The sequence below is a fragment of the Anabaenopsis sp. NIES-4685 genome, from assembly GCF_059725405.1.
In genome coordinates this window covers 588,713-609,378 of record NZ_AP043602.1, presented here as the reverse complement: position 1 = coordinate 609,378, position 20,666 = coordinate 588,713, and the positions used below count along the sequence as shown (strand labels likewise).

Here is a 20,666-nt window from a genome sequence, read left to right as displayed (position 1 = left end):
CTGAAACCTTTAATAATATTAGGTAGATTCCTAAACACAAGATAGATGATTACGCCCATGCGTGTTTTTGTATTAATTTTCAATGTTAACACCGAAAATGAAGGCATTCACTCAATTCGGGTGGCTGATGCTTCCGCGTCCCATTCCCGAGGTGTACGCAATAAAATTTTGATGTTTGAGTCAGAAGATGATGCTCTGCGCTTTGCTTTATTACTGGAAGCTCAGGATTTCCCTACCCCGACGGTGGAAATGCTCGATGCTGAGGAAATTAAGGATTTTTGTGAAAGTGCTGGTTATGAATGGGAAATTATTCCGGCTAACAGTGATTTAATCATACCCCCAGAAATTAACTTGGATCATACTGACTGGCAACTGTCGGATGCTAGTGAGGACTACCGTTCTCAGCAAGTCCCACCAGCAGCACCAGAAATGTCTGATTCTGAACTAGAAAAAATCCGTCGTCAATTAGAAGGATTATTGTGAGTTAATTGGGGAATGGGGGAAGAAAGGTTTCAATATAGCATTTCCCATGCTCGTGAGGTACAATTTTTTTTAGTTTGAGGGAACAGGGAATTGGTGTGTACTTCATGAGACTGAAAAAGGCTTTAATACAATTTATACAAGATGTCGGCCATGTCAAATTTACAGGAACGCAGCTATCTATTAACTGAGCAGGTAAATCCTCATAGTCTTAACTTAGACCAGCTTAATTCTATTGAGTTGGTGGATTTGTTTAATCGGGAAGATGAAAAGGCCCTGGCGGCAGTGGCGGCTGCTCAAGTTCAATTGGCTCAAGCCATTGATTTAACCGCAGAACGTTTGAGTCAGGGAGGACGTTTATTTTATGTGGGGGCAGGAACTAGTGGCAGGTTAGGTGTGTTAGATGCTGCTGAATGTCCACCTACTTTTTGTACCCCCCCAGAGTTGGTACAGGGTATTATTGCCGGTGGTGCTGGTGCATTGGTGCGCAGTTCTGAAGATTTAGAAGACCGTAGCGAAGATGGTGAGGCGGCTATTGCTCAACGACAGGTGACTCAACTAGATGTAGTAGTGGGTATTACTGCCGGGGGAACTACTCCTTTTGTTCATGGAGCGCTCAATGCAGCCCGTCAACGTGGTTCTCGCACTATTTTCATGGCTTGTGTACCTACAGAACAGGTGCGCATTGATGCTGATGTTGATATTCGCTTATTAACTGGTCCGGAAATCCTGGCTGGTTCAACTCGTTTAAAGGCTGGTACCGCGACAAAGTTAGCCTTAAATATCCTATCTACTGGGGTGATGGTGAAGCTGGGTAAAGTTTATGGTAATCGCATGGTGGATGTGGCAGTAACTAACCACAAGTTACGCGATCGCGCTCTACGAATGTTACAAGACTTAACAGGTTTAAGTCGCGAAGCTGCCGGTTTTTTACTCGAACGTAGTGGGAAGTGGGTTAAGCTAGCGTTACTCATGCACTGGACTGGTTTGGAAAAGGAGGCTGGCGATCGCTTACTCGCACAACACCAAGGTAATCTCAGGCTGGCTGTTACTAGTTACAACAATCACAAACAACATTGAGAGATTCTCACTGTTTTTGCCGAAAGTACCTCCATCTATTTGATTTATTTGATTCAAATTCACTCAGATTTGCTCATCTATGGCTAGACTATCCCAAGAGTTACAACGCTATTTTTTTGATGATCACCAATCCCCTGAAGTGACCTTGGCAGAAATTCTGCTCCTAGCCAAAGAGCGAGTTTTTGGGTTTTTACTGGTGATTCTGTCCCTTCCTTCGGCTTTACCTGTTCCTGCGCCTGGTTACTCCATTCCTTTCGGTATCCTGATTTTTTTGCTGGCTGTACAGCTAATTATAGGGGCGAAAATCCCCTGGTTACCCCCCAAAATGATGAATTATCCCATAAAACTAACAACAGTCCAGAAATTTTTACAAGCAGGAAATCCTTGGCTCCAAAGGATTGAATCCATCTCCCGTCCGCGTTTGACTTATATTTGTACCACTCTACCAGGTAAAATCACTATTGGTAGTGCGATCGCCTTGATGGCAATTTCCATGATGATTCCGGTTCCGGGAACCAATACTCTCCCCGCGATGGGAGTTTTTGTCACTAGCTTTGGTTTGCTCGAAGATGACGGAGCAATTACCTTAGGTGGTTTAATCATGTGTCTTTTCGGCGCAATTTTGACTATTTCAATTTTGAGCGCTCTAATTTGGGGTGGTTCTAGTCTTCTGGACTTAGTTAAAACTTGGCTGGGCCGTTAAAACAGGAAAAATATTACTAAAGTCCTATGAGATCGGACGAATGAATGTATATAATACTGCCATAACTTCCTTCTGCATTAACGGTTAAATTGGTCAAAAAAATGGCTCTACCGTACTTGTTATGCTAATTTAACAACTGGTTCGAGGGAACAGGGAACAGGGAACACACCGAACAGAGATTAAGAAGGAATATTCAGGCATTTTCTTCAATAACCAACATTATTTCCCTTATACGGTAAGCCTTTTCGGATTTTATCAAAACAATTTAGCATATTAGGTACTGAAGAACCAAAAAAATTAACTATTGTAGGGTGCGTTACGGATTTCATAGTAACGCATCATCATTGCGCCTTTGGTGGTTGAATAGCTACCAACATTGTTTACCTGGGAATTGAAACAAAATTGCGACATTAGCTTGAACTAACTGTCAAAAACTCCCTCATATATAGCTTTTCCCATGCTCGTGAGGTACAATTTTTTTTAGTTTGAGGGAATAGGGAATAGGGAATTGGTGTGTACTTCATGAGACTGAAAAAGGCTTTATAACTATCTGATAATTTATGTACTGATTGAATATTAGAATAATCTATGTATAAGATTGAAAGTTCCGATAGTTATAATGTTTGGTTTGGCTTGAATTACAACTCGATCAGGTATAATTGGATTAATGAATAAAAAATCAAGAATCAAACAAGATTGCCAACAGCAAAAAATACGGGCTTTTTGCCGTTATTACACTTAAAATCAGGTCTTTAGTTGAAAAAAAATGTGAATATATCTCAAGGATAAAGAAAATCAAACCCATGTATCACAAATCATCCTGATATTGGTTTTGAATGCAACCAACGCTGATATTTTATCTTTTTTTAGAAAATTATTGAGAATATTTAGCAATATAGGTTAAGATTTTGATATATTAAAAGCAAGTAGTCTCATGGAATCCGGGAATAGGTGGGTATTTTTTCTGGATAAAAACAGGCAAACAACAGGCAAACAACAGGATTTTTATGGCTACGCCACGCCAGCTATGGGTTTCAAGCCTTTTCCAGCCTTGATATATATCAAGTATTGCGCTGGGAGTCAGTATGGCTAGGCTACGCAAGCTACCAGGTAAACTCAGCAAGTAGAATCTTTTGAACCAGCTAATAAAAAACAATACAAAATGAATTTGAAGGTTGCTGTAATATCTCTCCGGGGGTGAGTGAACTTTAATCTAGAGACTTTGTTAACCAGAAAGAAGTTTATTAAAAATGATGCTATAAAGTGCCTACCTGCTTGTTACTAGTAAATGCAGATTATTCTCGTTTATTGCTCAGGGTTGAAGCATCGTAGCCAAAATTACATGAGTTTTTTCTCATAATCTTCTGTTCATACAATTCACTAATGAGTAAATTTCGATGAATACTTTTTTTTGTTCTGATCATGCACGAGAAGTCGGAGAAGATATTATTGGTAGTGCTACAAATTATCAAACATATATTTTAGTTGAATGTCCTCAACCCTGGACTTATGAGGCTTTTCAATCTAAATGGGTACCAAATAATTTACAGGTTCTAGTAGAGGAAGTCCGCTGTGCTAGATTACCCGTAAGGTTTCTTTTAATTGCGAATAATTATTCCCATAAAGTGGACTACACCACCCTTTTGATTTATCAAAAACAAGAGGGTATGAGTCATGGATACCAAAAATACGAGTTTAAACTACCACATATTGAACAAGTAGCGGGGGTGGTAAAACAATATTTATGGGGAAAAATATCCGACTATGAAATAGATACAGGTATAACTAGAGATATTTTAGTCTGTACCCACGGTAGCCATGATCAATGTTGCGCTAGATATGGTAGTCCTTTTTATTTCCAAGCTAAGGCGACTGTTACGGATTTGGAATTGGATCATGTCAGGATTTGGAAATCTAGCCATTTTGGTGGACATCGATTTGCACCAACAGCAATAGATTTACCAGATGGTAGATATTATGGTGTTCTCAATCAGGAATCCCTGAGGTCAATTTTAACTCGTACAGGTGATATAGAATCTCTCAGGAAGGTATATAGAGGCTGGGGAGTTCTACCTAGTGCGCTACAAATCTTAGAAAGAGAACTGATGTTATATCACGGGTGGGATTGGTTTAATTATCAAGTAGGGGGGAAAATTATTCAGCAGAGTTTAGATAACAATACAATTTTAGCCGAGTTAAGTTTTGAGGACTCACATGGTTCTCTATTTATTTACGAGGCGAAACTTGTCAAAGACAAAACAAGAACACTGGAAATCAAGGGTTCTTGTAATGCCAAAGAAAATTCTGTATTTGTCAAATATGCTGTAGATAGTATGAGAATTGTATGTAATAAAGTTGCAACTTTGAGTAATTAAGGCTTGCTGATTTACAAAAATCATGAGGTTGTTATCTACCAAACAGCTAGTAAAAATAAGCTCTCAATCATGGCAAATTTTCAACAACAAAACTCAGGGTTTAACAAACCACACTTTTATAGGAAACACCAGTTAAGAACCGAGCATTTGCAAATTATGTAACGTAGCATATAGTCCACCAGCTTGTAACAATTCCTCATGGCTTCCTGCTTCGACTAATTCACCTCGCTGCAACACAAAAATTCGATTTACATTGCGAATTGTGGACAGTCGGTGAGCGATAATAATTGCGGTACGCCTCACTAAAAGTTGGTTTAATGCCTCTTGGACTAAGGTTTCTGTATTCACGTCTAAACTAGCGGTGATTTCATCCAAAACTAGAATTTGTGGGTTACGAATTGCGGCACGTGCGAAGGCTAAAAGTTGCTTTTGACCACTAGAAATATTTGTGCCTCGTTGCCGCAGTTTAGTATCATACCCTTGGGGTAATTGTTCAATAAACTCAGCAATATTGGTTTTACTGGCGGCTTGTTTAATTTCTTCAAGGGGATAATAGTCGCCTAAAGTGATGTTACTTTTAACGTCACCAGCAAACAAAAAGCCTTCTTGCAAAATTACTGCCATATAGCGTCGCAAGTCCGCCTGTGCTAGCTCCCGAATATCTACGCCATCTAGTAAAATGCGCCCTTGGGTTGGTTCATAAAGACGGCACAATAGCCGAATAACTGAAGTTTTTCCCGCACCTGTCGGACCGACTAATGCGACTTTTTCGCCGGGATGAATTACGAAACTTAAGTTTTTAATTACATAATCATCGTCTTTGTAAGCAAACCAGACATTTTCAAAACGAATTTCTCCCAATTGTACAGGAGTTTCAAAATCTTGGTGTTCTATCTTACCAACTATTTCATCTATATAACCAAAAGTTGAATCAAATATAGAAAAGCGAGGATGACTAGTATCGCGGATTTCTATGGGTTCATCTAAAATGTTGATAATGCGTTCAATGGCGGTAAAACCAGCTTGGATGACGGTAAATTTTTCGGCAAAATCTCTTAAAGGGTCAAATAGTCGCTGGGCATATAAGATAAATGCTGCTAAAATTCCGAAGGTGAGGAAGTCACCTAAGAGCAACCAACCACCTAACAACAGAACCCCAGCGATCGCCATTAGTGCTATCCATTCTAAAGTTGCTGAAACAGCGGAATCATAAAAAATGGTTTTATCTATTTCCTGGATGTAACGTTGATTTGTGTGGCGAAATAATTCGGCATTAAATTTTTCTCGTCGGAACAACTGAACTACATTAATACCAACTATATTTTCTTGTAACTGAGAATTTAAACTAGAAAGTTCTTCCCTTACCTTATAATTGGCTTGGCGGTACTTTTGCTGAAAGTAAATAATTAACCAAGTAATGGGTAGGAGTATCAGCAACAGCAAGCAAGCAAGTTTCCACTCAATGGAAAACATAATAGCGATGATCACCAGCATACTGAATACATTGGAGACAATACCGATGGCACCGGTGGAAAAGACATCCCCTAATACTTCCACATCGCTGGTGAGTCGAGTAATTAATTTACCTACGGGTGTACGGTCAAAAAAACGTACTGCTAAAGATGTGACATGGTGAAATAAATCCTGGCGTATTGCGGCTGTGATGTTTTGTCCCAGCTTTTGTAGTATATAACCCTGAATGCCAATTAATACCAGTCGGATGGCGATCGCTATAAGTATTAATATTAGTAGAATATTTAACCCTTCCCTCAAGGGGAGATTCCTGAGTAACTCATAGGTACTTGGTTCATTGCGAATCAGAGAAATCACCTGTCCAATCAACAGTGGTTGCACTGCGTTGGCTAATGCAATGGGTACAAGTAGGACTATTGCCAGTGTCAGCAGTTTTCCATGGCGACGAGCATAGGGCAATAGACGTAAAAATAACCGCCAGTCATTGTTATTTGAGCGGTTGTTCCCGTGGGATTTGTTTACAGATTGGTAATTGCTCATATTCACACTCCCACGGCTAAAAGCACATGGGATTCTTGCTTCATCTAGCCAACTTACTTAGAGGAGTTTCTTCCCATTCGCAGAGTCCACAAGCTTGATATTCCCTATGCCCCACATTACTATTTTATTTTACAATAATGTTTAGATAAAATCAATACTAAGTTGATCTTTGTCATCCTATTTCGGGTAGAAAGTCTAACTTTCTGTGCGTGTCATCGAACCGGCGATGAAGGCTCCCAAAACCGTACCCATCCATAATCCAGTTGTACTACCTTGCCATGTTGCTCCTGGTGTTACCCAAACATTACACATGACTTTTAAGCCCCAAGACTGGTTTTGACAGTTCTGGTTATGTAGCATTGATGTCATGTGTCCACCGATGTAAGCACCCAAAAGACCTAGTGTCACAGCTAAGAATGTGCAAGTTAAAAATCTATTTTTCATCATGATTAATGCTAGTTCTAGCAATGGTGGGTTACGCTACCCTAACCCACCCTACAGTTTTTGGTGTTCTTTGATCAACCTGTATTTCTCATCCCGGCGGCAATACCATTAATAGTTAACAGTGCGCCTCTGAGTAACTCACCTTTGCTGTACCTAGAATTAATCACACCAGATGTACTAGTTAGATTACGTGATTCACGCAAGCGTTTGAGTAGGGAAACTTGGATGAAACCTAAAGGTAAAATCGTACCATTACGTAACTGTACTGAACGCTGCAAGACAGGATCGCCATCCAAGAGCCGAGTATGTCCAGTGATTTTCAGCACTAAATCTCTAGTGAGATAGAATTCGTTGGCAATTTGCTCGAATACTTTTTCTAGTCTGGCTTTATCTTCAGGATTAGCTAATTCTTCCACGTAGTGATGGGCCATTTGCATATCTACTTTGGCCAGGGTCATTTCTGCTTTGGAAATCACCATTTTGAAGAAAGGCCACTTGAGATAAAAGTAGCGTAGTAATTTCAGATGTTCTTCGGGTTCTTCATTGAGGAATCCCTGTAAAGCTGTACCAATACCATACCAAGAAGGCAATAAGAAACGGGTTTGTGTCCAGCTAAATACCCAGGGAATGGCGCGTAAACTGCTGAGGTCTTTTTTTCCTGATGGTCGCCGCGCTGGACGGGAGCTAATTTGTAACTGGCTAATTTCTTCAATGGGGGTAACTTGGTGGAAAAAGTCGATAAAATCCGGTTGCTCGTAAATCAACTGGCGGTAATGTTGACGCGATCGCCCGGCTAATTCTTCCATAATCTCATTCCAAGGTTCGATATCATCAAACCCTGTTCGTAGTAAACTAGCTTCAATTACCGCAGTGGTAATAGTTTCCAAGTTGTACATAGCTAAGTCTAGCAAGGAGTATTTAGAAGCTAATACTTCCCCCTGTTCAGTAATCTTAATGCGCCCATTGATACTGAGTCCCGGTTGAGCCAAAATCGCCTCGTAAGCTGGTCCCCCTCCCCTTCCCACGGAACCACCCCGCCCGTGGAAAATTCGCAAATTTACACCGTATCCTTCAGCAATTTTCTGGAGTGATTTTTGAGCTTTATGAATTTCCCAATTACTACTTAAAAAACCAGAATCTTTATTGCTGTCAGAATACCCCAGCATGACTTCCTGTAAATTGGGAGTCAGGGGGGAAGCTGTGGTGGGGATGGGTAATGATGAGCCGTTTTCTTGACTAGCTTTAACTGCTTCATAGCCACCGGCTAATAAAGCTCGATATAATGGCAATTCAAATAACTGTCGCATGACGCTTCTGGAGCGTTGTAAGTCTTCGACTGTCTCGAATAAGGGGACAACTTGAATGGTTCCCACGGCGATGGCGGGGTCAAACAGTCGGGATTCTTTGGCTAATAGTAACACTTCCAAGACATCGCTCACTTGCCGACACATACTGATAATGTATGTTTGGCAGATGTTGACACCAAACTCTTGCTGTAGCGATCGCAATATCCGGAAAGTTTCAATGACATCGTTAGTTTTTGCCGAAAATGGCAATTCTGACGGAATTAGCGGCCTGCGGGTTTGTAGTTCCCCTGTGAGCCAAGCAACTCGCTGTTCTTCGGATAGTTCGTTATAGGGTTGGGGTAGTATTTGCAGATATTCCAGAATCTCATTTAAAGCATCAGAATGTCTGGTGGATTCTTGGCGGATATCCAACTGAGTTAAGTTAAAGTCAAAAATTTCTACTTGACAGATGAGAGTTTCTAATTCCCCACAGCTTAAACCAGTTTCGGTTAAATTACGTGCAATTAACCGCAATTCTGCTAAAAACTCTGACCCGGAACGATACATGGGGGCTTCTTCTCCTAGGACTCCCCCACTCAGGTTATGGTCAAGTTTCACGCCTATACTGGGTGATATTTCTCGGTTATACAAAGATAAATTGCGATCGCGAGTATTTTCCAACCGTCTGAGCACATAAGCCAGCTTTAACCGATAAGGTTCTTGGCGATATCGCAAAGCCAGTGCATCGTACACATCACTTAACTGGGACTGGTCTATCTCCAAAGATTCGAGCAAGTCTGGTAAGACATCGCTCCAGTGCATTGACACACTCAATAATTCAATCAGCTGTTTCACTGATTTAATATATCTTTCCAAAACCATTTGGCGCTGATAACAAGCTGTTTGCCAAGTGATTTCTGGTGTTACCGATGGGTTACCATCTCGATCTGAACCCACCCAAGAACCAAAAGAGCAGAAGTTTTTATGGGGCGGTTCTAGCCAATTAAAAGTCTTACCCAATGCATATTTTAACCGCTTATACAGTTGAGGAATGCCATCAAATAACACCTCTTGGAAGTAGTGTAAGGCATAATCTACTTCATCGAGTACCGTCGGTTTAAACTGGTGCAGTTCATCTGTGCGCCACCACAGGCGAATTTCTTCGAGTAATTGTTCTCGCAAATCCGCCCCTTCCCACGGATATCCGCCTACTGTCCCTTCATTGCGATTTTCTACCGCATCTAGTTTTTGCAGCAGGTTGACTACCCGCCTTTGCTTATCGCGGATGGTGTGACGAACTATTTCAGTTGGGTGGGCCGTGAACACTAAACGCACATCCAACTGTGAAATCAGGCGTTGAATTTGCTGGGGTGGCACATTTAGCCTAAATAAATGGGGAAACAAAGTAGCAAATGTACCTTTTTGTTTATCGGTTGATTTATTTACCCAAGTTGTTGTAGAGAATAGACTAATTGTCTGTGTACAAATTTCTTTTTCTTGGTTAATAATCAAGGCATCATCTTCTTGATGGTTAGAAGAATAGGCAGTGTTGGATAAAGTCCCTTCCTGAACTGTTTCTCCTTCCCCTGGTGAATAGCGAGTTAATTGCTGCCGCTGTTCATATTCCTGCTCTATGATGTTAATCAACTGGAAATACAACGCAAAAGCCCGAGCGGCTCGAATCGCCTCATTGATATTCAGTTGTTCAATCAACTTCACAGCAGATGCGGCCTGGTCATTTGTGGCTTGTCCTTCCGGCGAACATAAGCCCCGCAATTGTCGCAATAGTTCCACCATTGTTTGACCACATTCCTGTCGGAGTACTGATTCCCACAATTCTTCTACCACTTGCAACCGATGGCGCAAAAATAACTCTGAGGTAGGGTAAAAATTTACCCCTTGAGACAAACTGTATAAAATAGAACTCATAATTACTGCTCTTGTCAAGCTGATTACTGTTTACATCCTATAGACTTACATCCCATAGACGAAATTAATTCTCAGGGAAAAACCTTGAGGATTTTAGCTTCTAAATATATTTTTTAATCTGTTTGTCTACCTCTGGTGCTTGTATCCCAACTGTTGTTAACTGGAAAAGGGAGAATTGGCAGGCGATCGCCGCGAAACAATTCTTCACTAGCTTCGCCTATAGATTCTAGGGCTTTCACTGTGGCTTTTTCTGCGGTGAGGAGCAGTAGTACAGACGCTGTACCTATTTGTAAAAGAAAAGATGGGGGAATGCTCAACAAAGGCAGATTAAATCCGATATTCTCTGAAGATTTTTGGTTAGTAGAAGTCATTGCTAATTCTTAGTTGTTGGCTGATTGACACTCCCCTACCTCTAATGGTAGGTCTAGTTGCACCACGTGAGTAGGATTCAAGATTAATTAAATAGTCCCTGTCCTCCCTCGGTTTTGATGCTTTCGATTTTTCCATTCTCGGCGTAGTTTCTGAAGGTCTTTAGGTCTAATCCTAATCTATTCTACTGCTTCTCTTAGTGGTATCTGAGCATTTGTGGTGATATAGCATTTCCCATGCTCGTGAAATACAAAGTTTTTTAGTTTTTTGCAAACAGGTATTAAGGAACAAATTTTTGTGTACTTCATTAAGCATGAAAAAGACTTGATCATATGTGTGTGTATGTTATCGGATTTGGGCAGCCCACAAAGTAACAAAAATGTTAGGGAGGGGGTTGATTGATCAAGGTATTGATAAGTAAATCTAATACTTGCAGCTAATTAAATCAGAAAATTTATATTTCACTAAAAGTAAATACATGTTAAGTTTATTAGAACGGACGGATAAAAAAACCGTCTAATTGGTTACAAAAATACATTGCAATCATAAACAAATGACCACAACCTTACAACAGCGCCAAAGCGCCAACGTATGGGATCGCTTCTGCGAGTGGATCACCAGCACCGATAACCGGATTTACATCGGTTGGTTCGGCGTACTCATGATCCCCACCCTCCTAGCTGCTACCACCTGCTTCATCATCGCCTTCATCGCTGCTCCTCCTGTAGACATCGATGGGATCCGCGAACCAGTAGCTGGCTCCTTAATCTACGGAAACAACATCATCTCTGGTGCTGTTGTTCCTTCCTCCAACGCCATCGGCTTACACTTCTACCCAATCTGGGAAGCAGCTTCCTTAGATGAGTGGTTGTACAACGGTCGTCCTTACCAGTTGGTAATTTTCCACTTCCTGATTGGTTGCGCTTGCTACCTAGGTCGTCAGTGGGAACTATCTTACCGCTTGGGTATGCGTCCTTGGATCTGTGTAGCTTACTCTGCGCCTTTGGCATCTGCTACCGCAGTATTCTTGATCTACCCCATCGGTCAAGGTTCTTTCTCTGATGGTATGCCTTTAGGTATTTCTGGAACCTTCAACTTCATGATCGTGTTCCAAGCAGAACACAACATCTTGATGCACCCCTTCCATATGTTGGGTGTAGCTGGTGTATTTGGTGGTTCTTTGTTCTCTGCAATGCACGGTTCTTTGGTAACTTCCTCCTTGGTACGTGAAACAACCGAAACCGAATCTCAAAACTACGGTTACAAGTTCGGTCAAGAAGAAGAAACCTACAACATTGTAGCTGCTCACGGTTACTTCGGTCGCTTAATCTTCCAATACGCTTCCTTCAACAACAGCCGTTCACTACACTTCTTCTTAGCTGCTTGGCCTGTAATCGGTATCTGGTTCACCGCTTTGGGTGTAAGCACCATGGCGTTCAACTTGAACGGTTTCAACTTCAACCAATCAGTAATTGATTCTCAAGGTCGCGTTATCGCTACCTGGGCTGATGTGATCAACCGCGCTAACCTGGGTATGGAAGTAATGCACGAGCGTAACGCTCACAACTTCCCCTTAGACTTGGCTGCTGGTGAAGTTGCTCCTGTTGCTTTGACTGCTCCTGCAATCAACGGCTAATCATAAAGTTTAGCTGAATCATAAACGCCTCTCAGAAATGAGGGGCGTTTTTTATTGGGAATGTGGGCGTTTTCCCAATAAAGAATATAGCCACAACAAAGCTTGCTCTATATCTGTAACTTGCTCCCCTGGGGGTGGAGGGGGACGCTTGACCATTATCACAGGGAGGTTTAACTCCCTTGCTGCGACAAGTTTGGCATAAGTGGCCTCACCACCACTATTTTTACTGACAATGGTATCAATTTGATGGTGAATTAGCATTTCTCTTTCATTATGCAGGTGAAAAGGTCCGCGATCGCACAACAGTTTTCCCGGAGGTACTAAAGCATTGGCTTCTGGAGGGTCAATCATCCGCATGAGAAACCAAAGCTGCAAATGGGCAAAAGCTCCGATTTCTTGCCTCCCAATGCTTAAAAAAACCCGTTTTGATTGATTTTCTACTACTGTAGCCGCAGCTTTTATACTATCAACTTCAATCCAGCGATCGCCATTAACTTGTTGCCAAGGTGGGCGGATTAACTTTAAACGGGGTATATTGACTGCAATGGCTGCTTCAGAGGCATTTGAGGCAATTTGAGTCGCAAAGGGATGAGTAGCATCAATCAATACATCAATTTTCATCTGATGCAGATAATTAACTAGTCCAGTCACACCACCAAAACCCCCAATGCGCAAATCCCCCAATGGTAATGAGGGTTGACGGGTGCGACCGGACTAGAGATGTGATAGCCTCAATTCCCTGGATATTGGCAACTTTCGCCGCCAATTCTGCTGCTTCTCCGGTTCCACCAAGAATCAAAACTCTCATTATTTAAACGAACCACAAAGACACAGAGACACCAAGAACTTGTAGGAGGTAGTTAAGACAACATTAAGGCTACTTCTTTGGCAAAATAAGTCAAGATTAAATCAGCACCGGCTCGTTTCATGCTGGTTAAAGTTTCCAAAATGATTTTTTTCTCATCAATCCAACCCATACGCGCCGCCGCTTTAATCATGGCGTATTCACCACTGACGTTATATGCTGCTACAGGTAGATGTGTGGCGTTGCGGACTTGATGGATGATATCCAGATAAGCCAGGGCTGGTTTCACCATCACCATATCTGCTCCCTCGGCGATGTCTAATTCTATTTCCTTCAAAGCTTCCCTGGTGTTAGCTGGGTCCATTTGATAAGTTTTTTTATCACCAAATTTCGGTGCAGAATCTAAAGCATCCCGGAAAGGTCCATAATAGGCAGAAGCATACTTAGCTGAGTATGCCAAAATGCCCACATCAATGTAACCTGCTGCATCTAAAGCCTGACGAATCGCGCCGACTCTACCATCCATCATGTCTGAAGGTGCGACAAAACTGGCCCCGGCTACTGCTTGGGAAACTGCCATTTTTACCAAGACTTCCACAGTGGGGTCATTTAAGATGTTACCCTCTTCATCAATTAAACCATCATGGCCATGACTGGTGAAGGGGTCTAAGGCCACATCAGTCATGATAATAATGTCTGGAACTGCTTGTTTGATAGCTTTGACAGTTCTCTGTACTAGTCCATTTGAATTATAGCTTTCAGTACCAAGATTATCTTTTTTATCTTCGGGAATTACGGGAAAAAGAGCGATGGCATTGATTCCCAAATCATAAACTTGCTGTACTTCTTTTAACAATAAATCTAAGGAATAGCGATAACAATCAGGCATAGAAGCAATTTCTACTTTTTGCCCTTCTCCCTCGGTGACAAACATGGGATAGATTAAGTCATTAACACTCAGAGTAGTTTCCCTGACCATTCGTCGTAAAGATTCAGTCCGGCGCAGACGACGAGGACGGTAACGAAGTAAATCCGTGGGATGAGAAGAATTGATTGATGGCATAATCAGCAAATAGATAATAATCAAGAAGACAGACTGAAAACCCTGGAGACAGGGTCTAGGGATGAAAGCCGTATGAGGTGTTTACCCCTGATTCATTTAGTGTTACATTAATTATACCAGGTGGGGGTAATCAACCTGTGACAATCGATGTCGCCTCAGTTGAGCGGCATATTAACCTTACAGTAAAGTGATAGTATTGCCGGGAAGTGTGTATCCCCAAAGTTAGCCCTTGTGGAAACAGCCACATCCGGCTGAGATACCGCCAAGAGTTTAATTGTAGAGGCGGGTATGGTTACCGAAATCCTACGGACAACTGGAATGGAAACCGCCTTGGCCACAAATGTAAGCTATTTGGTTACGATCTAAATTTTTGGCTTGAGAGAAATCAACACCTTTGACCACAGCAGAAATTGAGCCTAAATCTGGCGTTTGGACAAATGTATCTGTGGGATTTTGTTTGACGGGAGCCAGAACTGTTCCTAGAAAATCAGCACCGGTGACATTTGCTCCCCGTAAATCCACAAAACTCAGGTCAGCATTTTGCAAGTTAGCATTTTCTAACCTAGCTTTGCGTAATACCGCACCAGTAAGGCGAGTGGCGCTGAGGTTAGCATTACTGAGATTAGCGTTATCTAAATAGGCTCCCGATAAATCTGCTCCTCGCCAATCAGTATTAGTTAGGTTAGCATGGGATAAATTAGTACCCATGGCAATCACCCGACTTAAACGAGCTCCATATAAATTAGCTCCGTGAAATTTGGCATCACCGATGTCAGCACCAGTTAAGCTGGCTTTCTCTAGTAATGCACCCTGCAAATTCGCTCCTACTAGCTGGGTGCTACTAAGATCAGCACCTATTAAACGTGCATGAGATAAATTAGCCTTATTGAGAATAGCACCGCTTAAATCACTCCGATTCATAATCACCCGACTGAGATTAGCATCGGTGAAATTAGCTTGTTTCATTTGAGCCAGGCTTAAATTCGCGATCGCATCGTCGTAAGTGTCCCAGTGTCCATCCTCACCCCGTCCCCTAAAGATACTACCTTTAAAACTGGCTTGGTTCAGATTTGCAGACTTCCAATTGATTCCCGACAAATCAACCTGATCTAAGACTAACTGGAAAATTGAACTTTCCCTAGCACCCCTTGAACCCAATTCGGCCTTGCTGAGATCAACATTTGCGGTTTTAGCGCTATTGACCCTGAGAATTTTGTTGATTGTCTCCTGGTTAATATGTAACTGCTGTTGTCGCAATTCCCACCCTGGGGATATGCTACCCATAGACTTTAATTCAGCTGCTAAAAACTGATTTTTGTTTTTTAATTCCGGGATAGCCTGGAGTCCAACACTGACTAAAGCTTCTTGAATTTTATTTAGGAGGATGGGGTTGGTTTCTTCAACCAGCATATCTGTGAGAAATTGCCTCGCCTGGTGGTTATTAAGGCTACCCATTGCTAGAATTAGACTTTGGCGATCTTCCGTGGTCGCACCAGAATCAGGACCGAATTTTTGTACAATTGCCAGGAACTTTTCGCTATTGATTTGCTGAGTCTCCCGCCAATTTTGTTGGCTTTGGAGATAAACTTGGGTAGAGACTAAAATTCCTAGCACCGCTATCATACTGCCCAGGGCTGCGCCAAATAAAATCAGGTTGGGGTTTTGTCGCATCCTTTGCCAGAGGTTAGCGATATTTGTAGTTTCCCCAGTGAGGGTTGACATGGATACAGGAGCTAGTTCCTGTTCTGATTGGGCTACCTGGGGTTGCTCCCCTTGCTCCCAAGAGTGCAAAGGATGAGTAGTATCTGTAGTATCTATTGTATATGTCCCTGCTAACCAGTCATGAAATGCCCGACGACCTCGACGTGATGATAAGGCCATCCCTTCACCGAGCACCATCAAGACAGCCAAAAATGTGAACAATCCTAAATTGGGAAAGGCAAAACTGTAACGCCACAGAATATAGGCAATAGAAACAGGTATGGCTCGACCGACCAACTCCTTCGCGCGCCACAGCTGTTGCTAAACCCACCGGTTTACCTACCTCGTTGACAACACGCACACCAAATTTGCGCTTGGGAATAGTACTACCTGTTTTTCCCAGTAAATATAATTGCCACCATGAAAGGGTTATAGGAGATAATAAGGCTATGATCCACAAAAAATTACTGGGGGCGGCGACATTGGGAATACCATAGCTCACAGGTAGAGCCAAAGGTCGAGCGATCGCTCTTTGAGTGACTACCAATACTGGGTGGAGTGGTACTCGGTTAAAGTCATTTCTAGAATTGGCATAGACACCCAGCCCAAAGGGAACTAGTCCACTCGTAAGTACCAGAGTGATTTCCGTAGCCCATGCAGCCAAACGCCTGGCTGTGAATGGCAAGAAATGGGGTTTTTCAAATTGGTTTGACTCTTTAGATTGACTAGTATTTTTCCTCACAATTGGGGTCACCATTGCGTAATTCCTTTGAATTTATGTTGAAAATATGGATCGGGGCAGTTGAATGAGACTATTGCTATTTTTGGGAGTTACCAGATACAAAAAATTTGTATCCAAGATACACCAAGAAACCCAATAGTGCCACACTGATCACTGATGCAACTAGTCTGAGCAATGCTTGTAGTATTGCCAATCCCAATAGCACCGCCAGACCCCCAACTATTACCTTGGTTATCCCGTTCAAATTCTTAAACCAAAGCTGTAATTTTGCTAAACGAGATTTCCAGTTAACAAATGCTGGCGGGAATGTTTCTGTATTTTTTGCTCGCTGTCCAATATCTACAGATGTAGAATTGATTTGTGCCTCTAGATTTTCGAGGCGACGCTGCAAGTCTTCTTCAGGTTGGTGATTCATCTGGAGTTCTCAGCTGCAATCTAGTCACTAGTTTCACATCAAACTTAGCAAATCCTGGAAATGATCAAATCAAACAGGAACATAGACGGACTCACAGCGTCACTTAGGGTAGGTGTTGATTGTTGCTACCTGATGACTTAAAACCCAGCAAACCCTCATGTGGTAAGAAACTCTCGCTACCAGTGCAGTTTTAGCGGTGAGATGATCAATATGTCAAATCAGAAATAGTCGGGAGGATTAATCATTATGAATAATTTGAGGCTATTGATAGTTGTTTTGGTAGCTTTGGTCACGAGTTTGTCCTTGACTCAGGCTCGGGGTGAAGTACCACGGTTGCAAATTCAAACCAATATCGGGTCAGTACCGCTGATTTTAAATGGCATTTCTGGGGGAGTAATTAGCACTAATTGCGGCAACATTGCTCAAAAGCCCAATCAAATTCTCCAGTTAACAGAACCACTTCCTTACTTACGGGTAACCGTTGACAGTCCTGGACAGCCAACAATACTGATTGACGAACCTGGCGGCCGTTTTTGTGTGATGCCAGATAATTACTCAGAAACTAAGCCAGAAATTACTGGTTATTGGCAGGCAGGAGAATACTCCCTATACGTAGGTGACATATCCCAAAATCAGTATAAATATACAATCTCAATTTCTCAAGATAAAAAGTCGAATAAGTAGTTGATATCAGCCACAAAAGTTGATTTTCAGCTAGCTTTTATGGAGTAGATGGTGGAGGCTATTTAATAAATCTTTGGCTGTGTAGGGCTTAGAAACAACTAAATCCACATCAGTATGAGCTGGATGTGCCAAGGGGACTGTGGTGTCAAGTCCGCTACAAGCAATAATTTTTACCCGTGGGTTAATTTTTCGCAAAGTGCGGATGGCCGTATTTCCATCCATTTCTGGCATCATGATATCCATTAAAACGGCGCTGATGTCCTGTGTGTACTGAGCATAAAGTGCGATCGCCTCAATGCCATTAGTAGCGGTGAGAGTTCTATAATTGTATTTCTCCAGAACAATTTTAGCAATCTCCCGAATTTGTGCCTCATCATCCACAAATAAAATTAGTTCTCCCTGACCGGGAAATATATCTAAATTATTTAGATCAAGAGATTGGGCTACTTCCACCGCCGGCAAAAACAGATGAAATTCACTGCCTTGAGCAACCTTGCTACATACATTGATAAACCCACGGTGGTTTTTGATAATTCCCAGGACTGTTGAAAGCCCCAAACCTGTACCTTTGCCGATATCTTTGGTGGTGAAAAATGGATCAAAAATTCTCTCTAAAATTTCCGGTGCTATCCCCATTCCCGTATCGGCAACCGTAACTACCACATAATTGCCTACTTTGGCATCAAGATTCATTTGGGCATAGGCTTGATCAATAAACATATTTTTTGTAGAGATGGTGAGGGTACCACCTGCTGGCATAGCATCACGGGCATTAACCACGAGATTCATTAGCACCTGATGCAGTTGAGTGGCGTCTCCGCAGACAGCCCACAGATCTTCTGGTATAGTGACGGCAAATTCAATAGATTTGGGAAATGTTTGTTTGGCTATGTAGCTAATTTCCGAAATCAGATGCTTGAGTTGAACTATCGTGCGCTCTCCCTTAAATCCTCGCGCAAATGACAAGACTTGTTTGACTAAGGCAGCACCGCGTTTGCTGTTGCTTTCAATAATAGGTAGTAGCTGTTGGTAATGCTCCTTGTCTTGAGAGCATCTGACCTGTAGCAGTTGTGATGCTGCCAAAATTGGCGTTAAAATGTTATTCAGGTCGTGAGCAATTCCACTGGCTAAAGTACCAAGGCTTTCCAAACGTTGAGCACGGAAAAACTGCTCTTCGAGTTGTTTCTTTTCTGTGATGTCAGTGTCAACACAAAGAATAGATTTCGGTTGTCCTGCTGCATCATACATCAGCGTCCAGCGGCTAGCTACGACAATTTTTTGCCCTGATTTCGTCAATTTAGTCATTTCCCCCTGCCATGAACCAGATGCAATCACAGCCGTGAGTGATGTTTCCAGTGCCAGGTAATTTTTGTTGTTAAACAGATCCTGGAGGTCTTTACCTAAAACCTCTTGTGCGTCCCAACCATATATATGTTCTGCACCTTGATTCCAGAATAATACTTTACGGTGCAAATCTATGACTAAAATTGCATCCGTGGCAATATCAAGTAAGGCTGCCTGCTCCCTAATTTTCTCTTCGGCTCGTTTACGCCCTGTAATATCTCTGCCAACCCCCTGCAGTTCCAAGACCTCTCCCCCTTGATTGCGAATTGCGACAATATTCCATTGCAGCCAGCGCATACTATTAACTGTCAACAGACGACACTCACTGGTGATTGAGTCATGGGGTGAAGATATCAAACTGCTGATATTTTCTCTGATTTGAGGGAAGTCGTCGGGATGGAAAAACTCACATACCGATTGACCAAGTAATTCCTGCAACTGCTTACCCAATGCTTGGTAAGCTACTTTGTTAGCAAAGCTGACCCTTCCCTGTAAATCTATACGGATAATCAGGTCGGTTTGAGTTTCCACCAGCTGGCGATACAGTTTCTCGCTTTGCCGCAATGACTCTTCGGCGCGTTGACGTTGAGTAACTTCCTGTTGTAAAAGCTGGTTAAATACGAGAAGTTGGTTAGTGCGTTCCACTACCAGATGTTCTAAGTCTTTGCTTTCCTCATATAATGCCGCTTCTGCTTGTTTGCGATCGCTAATGTCAAAAAGCAACCAGCGCCAACCGACAGGATTACCCTGTAGGTCATAGATTGCACTATATGTAACAGTAGCCGGAAAAGATAGACCCCCCTGTGGCTGAAGGTAAATTTCCCAGTTTTTTCGCTGTTGCAAGGTCTGTAGTTCTGTGATCAGTTTCTCTGGTTCTTGTTCAGCAATAAACAAAACTAATGGTTTGCCCATCAAATAATTTTGTTCCACAGACAGCAAGGTGGCGGCTGCTTGGTTAGCTTCTTGAATCACACCTGTGACATCGGTGACTAAATATGGGTGGGGAGCGCAGTCAAATAAATCTTGATAACGTTGACGCTCTAATTCGGTGATTTCAAGAGCAATTGCCATTTCTTGATTTTGTTGACGCAGCCCTTGTACAACTACTTGGAGTTGTTCTAGGGTTTGCCGAAGTTCTTTATTCCCTTCCATGACTTCGGCTGTTTGTAAGTCCGACCATTTTTTAAAGTGATTGTCAGTTTGGCTGCGCATTACTTCTGGTAGCTGATTTACTTTCTGTATCTTTGGCAGTGAGACTTCCACAAAGATCACCATTTCGTTCATAGGTCTTACTAATTGCCTCTGTTCACCTCAAAACAGGAGATGGCTAATTTACTGCTGGGGCAATATTCACAAGTCTCTTCTGATTGGGATTCGGAACCACTATCACCAACCAAGGAAATATTGGGAAACTTGTTTGTCGCTAGAGGTTATGGAGTTGAACCGGCTATAAATCAGATAATTGAATAGGAAAATGCTTGGATAAAAAAAGTCTGTACTTGCTATAGCCTAAATGATATACAACTTGGGATGTTGAACAATTTTTTTGTAGTTCTCAAGTCTATTGTATTCTTGAATTCGCCATAGATGATCTTTT

At 42.1% G+C, this 20,666-nt stretch carries 13 protein-coding genes and 2 pseudogenes; 6 read left to right on the top strand and 9 right to left on the bottom strand.

Annotated features, from left to right (window positions below; all coding sequences use genetic code 11):
• The first annotated feature begins 45 nt into the window (after positions 1-45).
• The 4 genes from AC6IZ0_RS02790 (at position 46) to AC6IZ0_RS02775 (ending at position 4,638) form a co-directional block, all read left to right on the top strand.
• Positions 46-483: a DUF3110 domain-containing protein gene (locus AC6IZ0_RS02790; RefSeq protein WP_271733508.1), complete on the top strand. Its 438-nt coding sequence runs from the start codon at positions 46-48 to the stop codon at positions 481-483.
• 150 nt (positions 484-633) lie between these two features.
• Positions 634-1,560: an N-acetylmuramic acid 6-phosphate etherase gene (murQ, locus tag AC6IZ0_RS02785; protein WP_271733507.1), complete on the top strand. Its 927-nt coding sequence runs from the start codon at positions 634-636 to the stop codon at positions 1,558-1,560.
• 79 nt (positions 1,561-1,639) lie between these two features.
• Positions 1,640-2,263, top strand: a complete 624-nt coding sequence (locus AC6IZ0_RS02780; RefSeq protein ID WP_497724992.1) for an exopolysaccharide biosynthesis protein — start codon at positions 1,640-1,642, stop codon at positions 2,261-2,263.
• 1,397 nt (positions 2,264-3,660) lie between these two features.
• Positions 3,661-4,638 carry a ferredoxin family protein gene (locus AC6IZ0_RS02775; RefSeq protein ID WP_497724990.1) on the top strand — a complete coding sequence of 326 codons (978 nt, stop codon included), beginning with the start codon at positions 3,661-3,663 and terminating at the stop codon, positions 4,636-4,638.
• Positions 4,639-4,770: 132 nt separating this feature from the next.
• Here the strand turns inward: AC6IZ0_RS02775 and AC6IZ0_RS02770 are convergent, their stop codons facing one another.
• The 4 genes from AC6IZ0_RS02770 to AC6IZ0_RS02755 form a co-directional block, all read right to left on the bottom strand.
• Positions 4,771-6,651 (bottom strand): ABC transporter ATP-binding protein, encoded by a 1,881-nt coding sequence (locus tag AC6IZ0_RS02770; protein WP_497724989.1) that lies wholly within the window; start codon positions 6,649-6,651, stop codon positions 4,771-4,773.
• A 195-nt stretch (positions 6,652-6,846) separates the two neighbouring features.
• On the bottom strand, positions 6,847-7,098 hold the full coding sequence (locus AC6IZ0_RS02765; RefSeq protein ID WP_497724988.1) for a hypothetical protein: 252 nt from the start codon (positions 7,096-7,098) through the stop codon (positions 6,847-6,849).
• Positions 7,099-7,169: 71 nt separating this feature from the next.
• Positions 7,170-10,310 carry a phosphoenolpyruvate carboxylase gene (ppc, locus tag AC6IZ0_RS02760; protein ID WP_497724987.1) on the bottom strand — a complete coding sequence of 1,047 codons (3,141 nt, stop codon included), beginning with the start codon at positions 10,308-10,310 and terminating at the stop codon, positions 7,170-7,172.
• Between the two features lie 113 nt (positions 10,311-10,423).
• Complete coding sequence (locus AC6IZ0_RS02755; protein ID WP_271730978.1) at positions 10,424-10,681, bottom strand: hypothetical protein; 258 nt, start codon at positions 10,679-10,681, stop codon at positions 10,424-10,426.
• A gap of 551 nt (positions 10,682-11,232) precedes the next feature.
• Here AC6IZ0_RS02755 and psbA point away from each other — a divergent pair.
• Entirely contained in the window at positions 11,233-12,315 is a 1,083-nt protein-coding gene (psbA, locus tag AC6IZ0_RS02750; RefSeq protein ID WP_497724445.1) for a photosystem II q(b) protein, read from the top strand.
• Between the two features lie 51 nt (positions 12,316-12,366).
• Here the strand turns inward: psbA and AC6IZ0_RS02745 are convergent.
• The 4 genes and pseudogenes from AC6IZ0_RS02745 to AC6IZ0_RS02730 form a co-directional block, all read right to left on the bottom strand.
• A pseudogene (locus AC6IZ0_RS02745) lies at positions 12,367-13,123 on the bottom strand (cobalt-precorrin-6A reductase).
• A gap of 52 nt (positions 13,124-13,175) precedes the next feature.
• A complete protein-coding gene (hemB, locus tag AC6IZ0_RS02740) occupies positions 13,176-14,183 on the bottom strand; it encodes a porphobilinogen synthase (protein WP_497724985.1) in 1,008 nt (335 codons plus the stop codon).
• 303 nt (positions 14,184-14,486) lie between these two features.
• Positions 14,487-16,641: pseudogene (locus tag AC6IZ0_RS02735) on the bottom strand (pentapeptide repeat-containing protein).
• A gap of 61 nt (positions 16,642-16,702) precedes the next feature.
• Positions 16,703-17,041 carry a hypothetical protein gene (locus tag AC6IZ0_RS02730; protein ID WP_271732062.1) on the bottom strand — a complete coding sequence of 113 codons (339 nt, stop codon included), beginning with the start codon at positions 17,039-17,041 and terminating at the stop codon, positions 16,703-16,705.
• A gap of 246 nt (positions 17,042-17,287) precedes the next feature.
• Between AC6IZ0_RS02730 and AC6IZ0_RS02725 the strand changes: the two genes are divergently transcribed.
• Entirely contained in the window at positions 17,288-17,725 is a 438-nt protein-coding gene (locus tag AC6IZ0_RS02725; RefSeq protein WP_497724983.1) for a hypothetical protein, read from the top strand.
• Positions 17,726-17,755: 30 nt separating this feature from the next.
• On the opposite strand, the gene AC6IZ0_RS02720 is transcribed toward AC6IZ0_RS02725, so the two are convergent.
• Positions 17,756-20,353 carry a PAS domain-containing hybrid sensor histidine kinase/response regulator gene (locus AC6IZ0_RS02720; RefSeq protein WP_497724981.1) on the bottom strand — a complete coding sequence of 866 codons (2,598 nt, stop codon included), beginning with the start codon at positions 20,351-20,353 and terminating at the stop codon, positions 17,756-17,758.
• Positions 20,354-20,666: the final 313 nt, after the last annotated feature.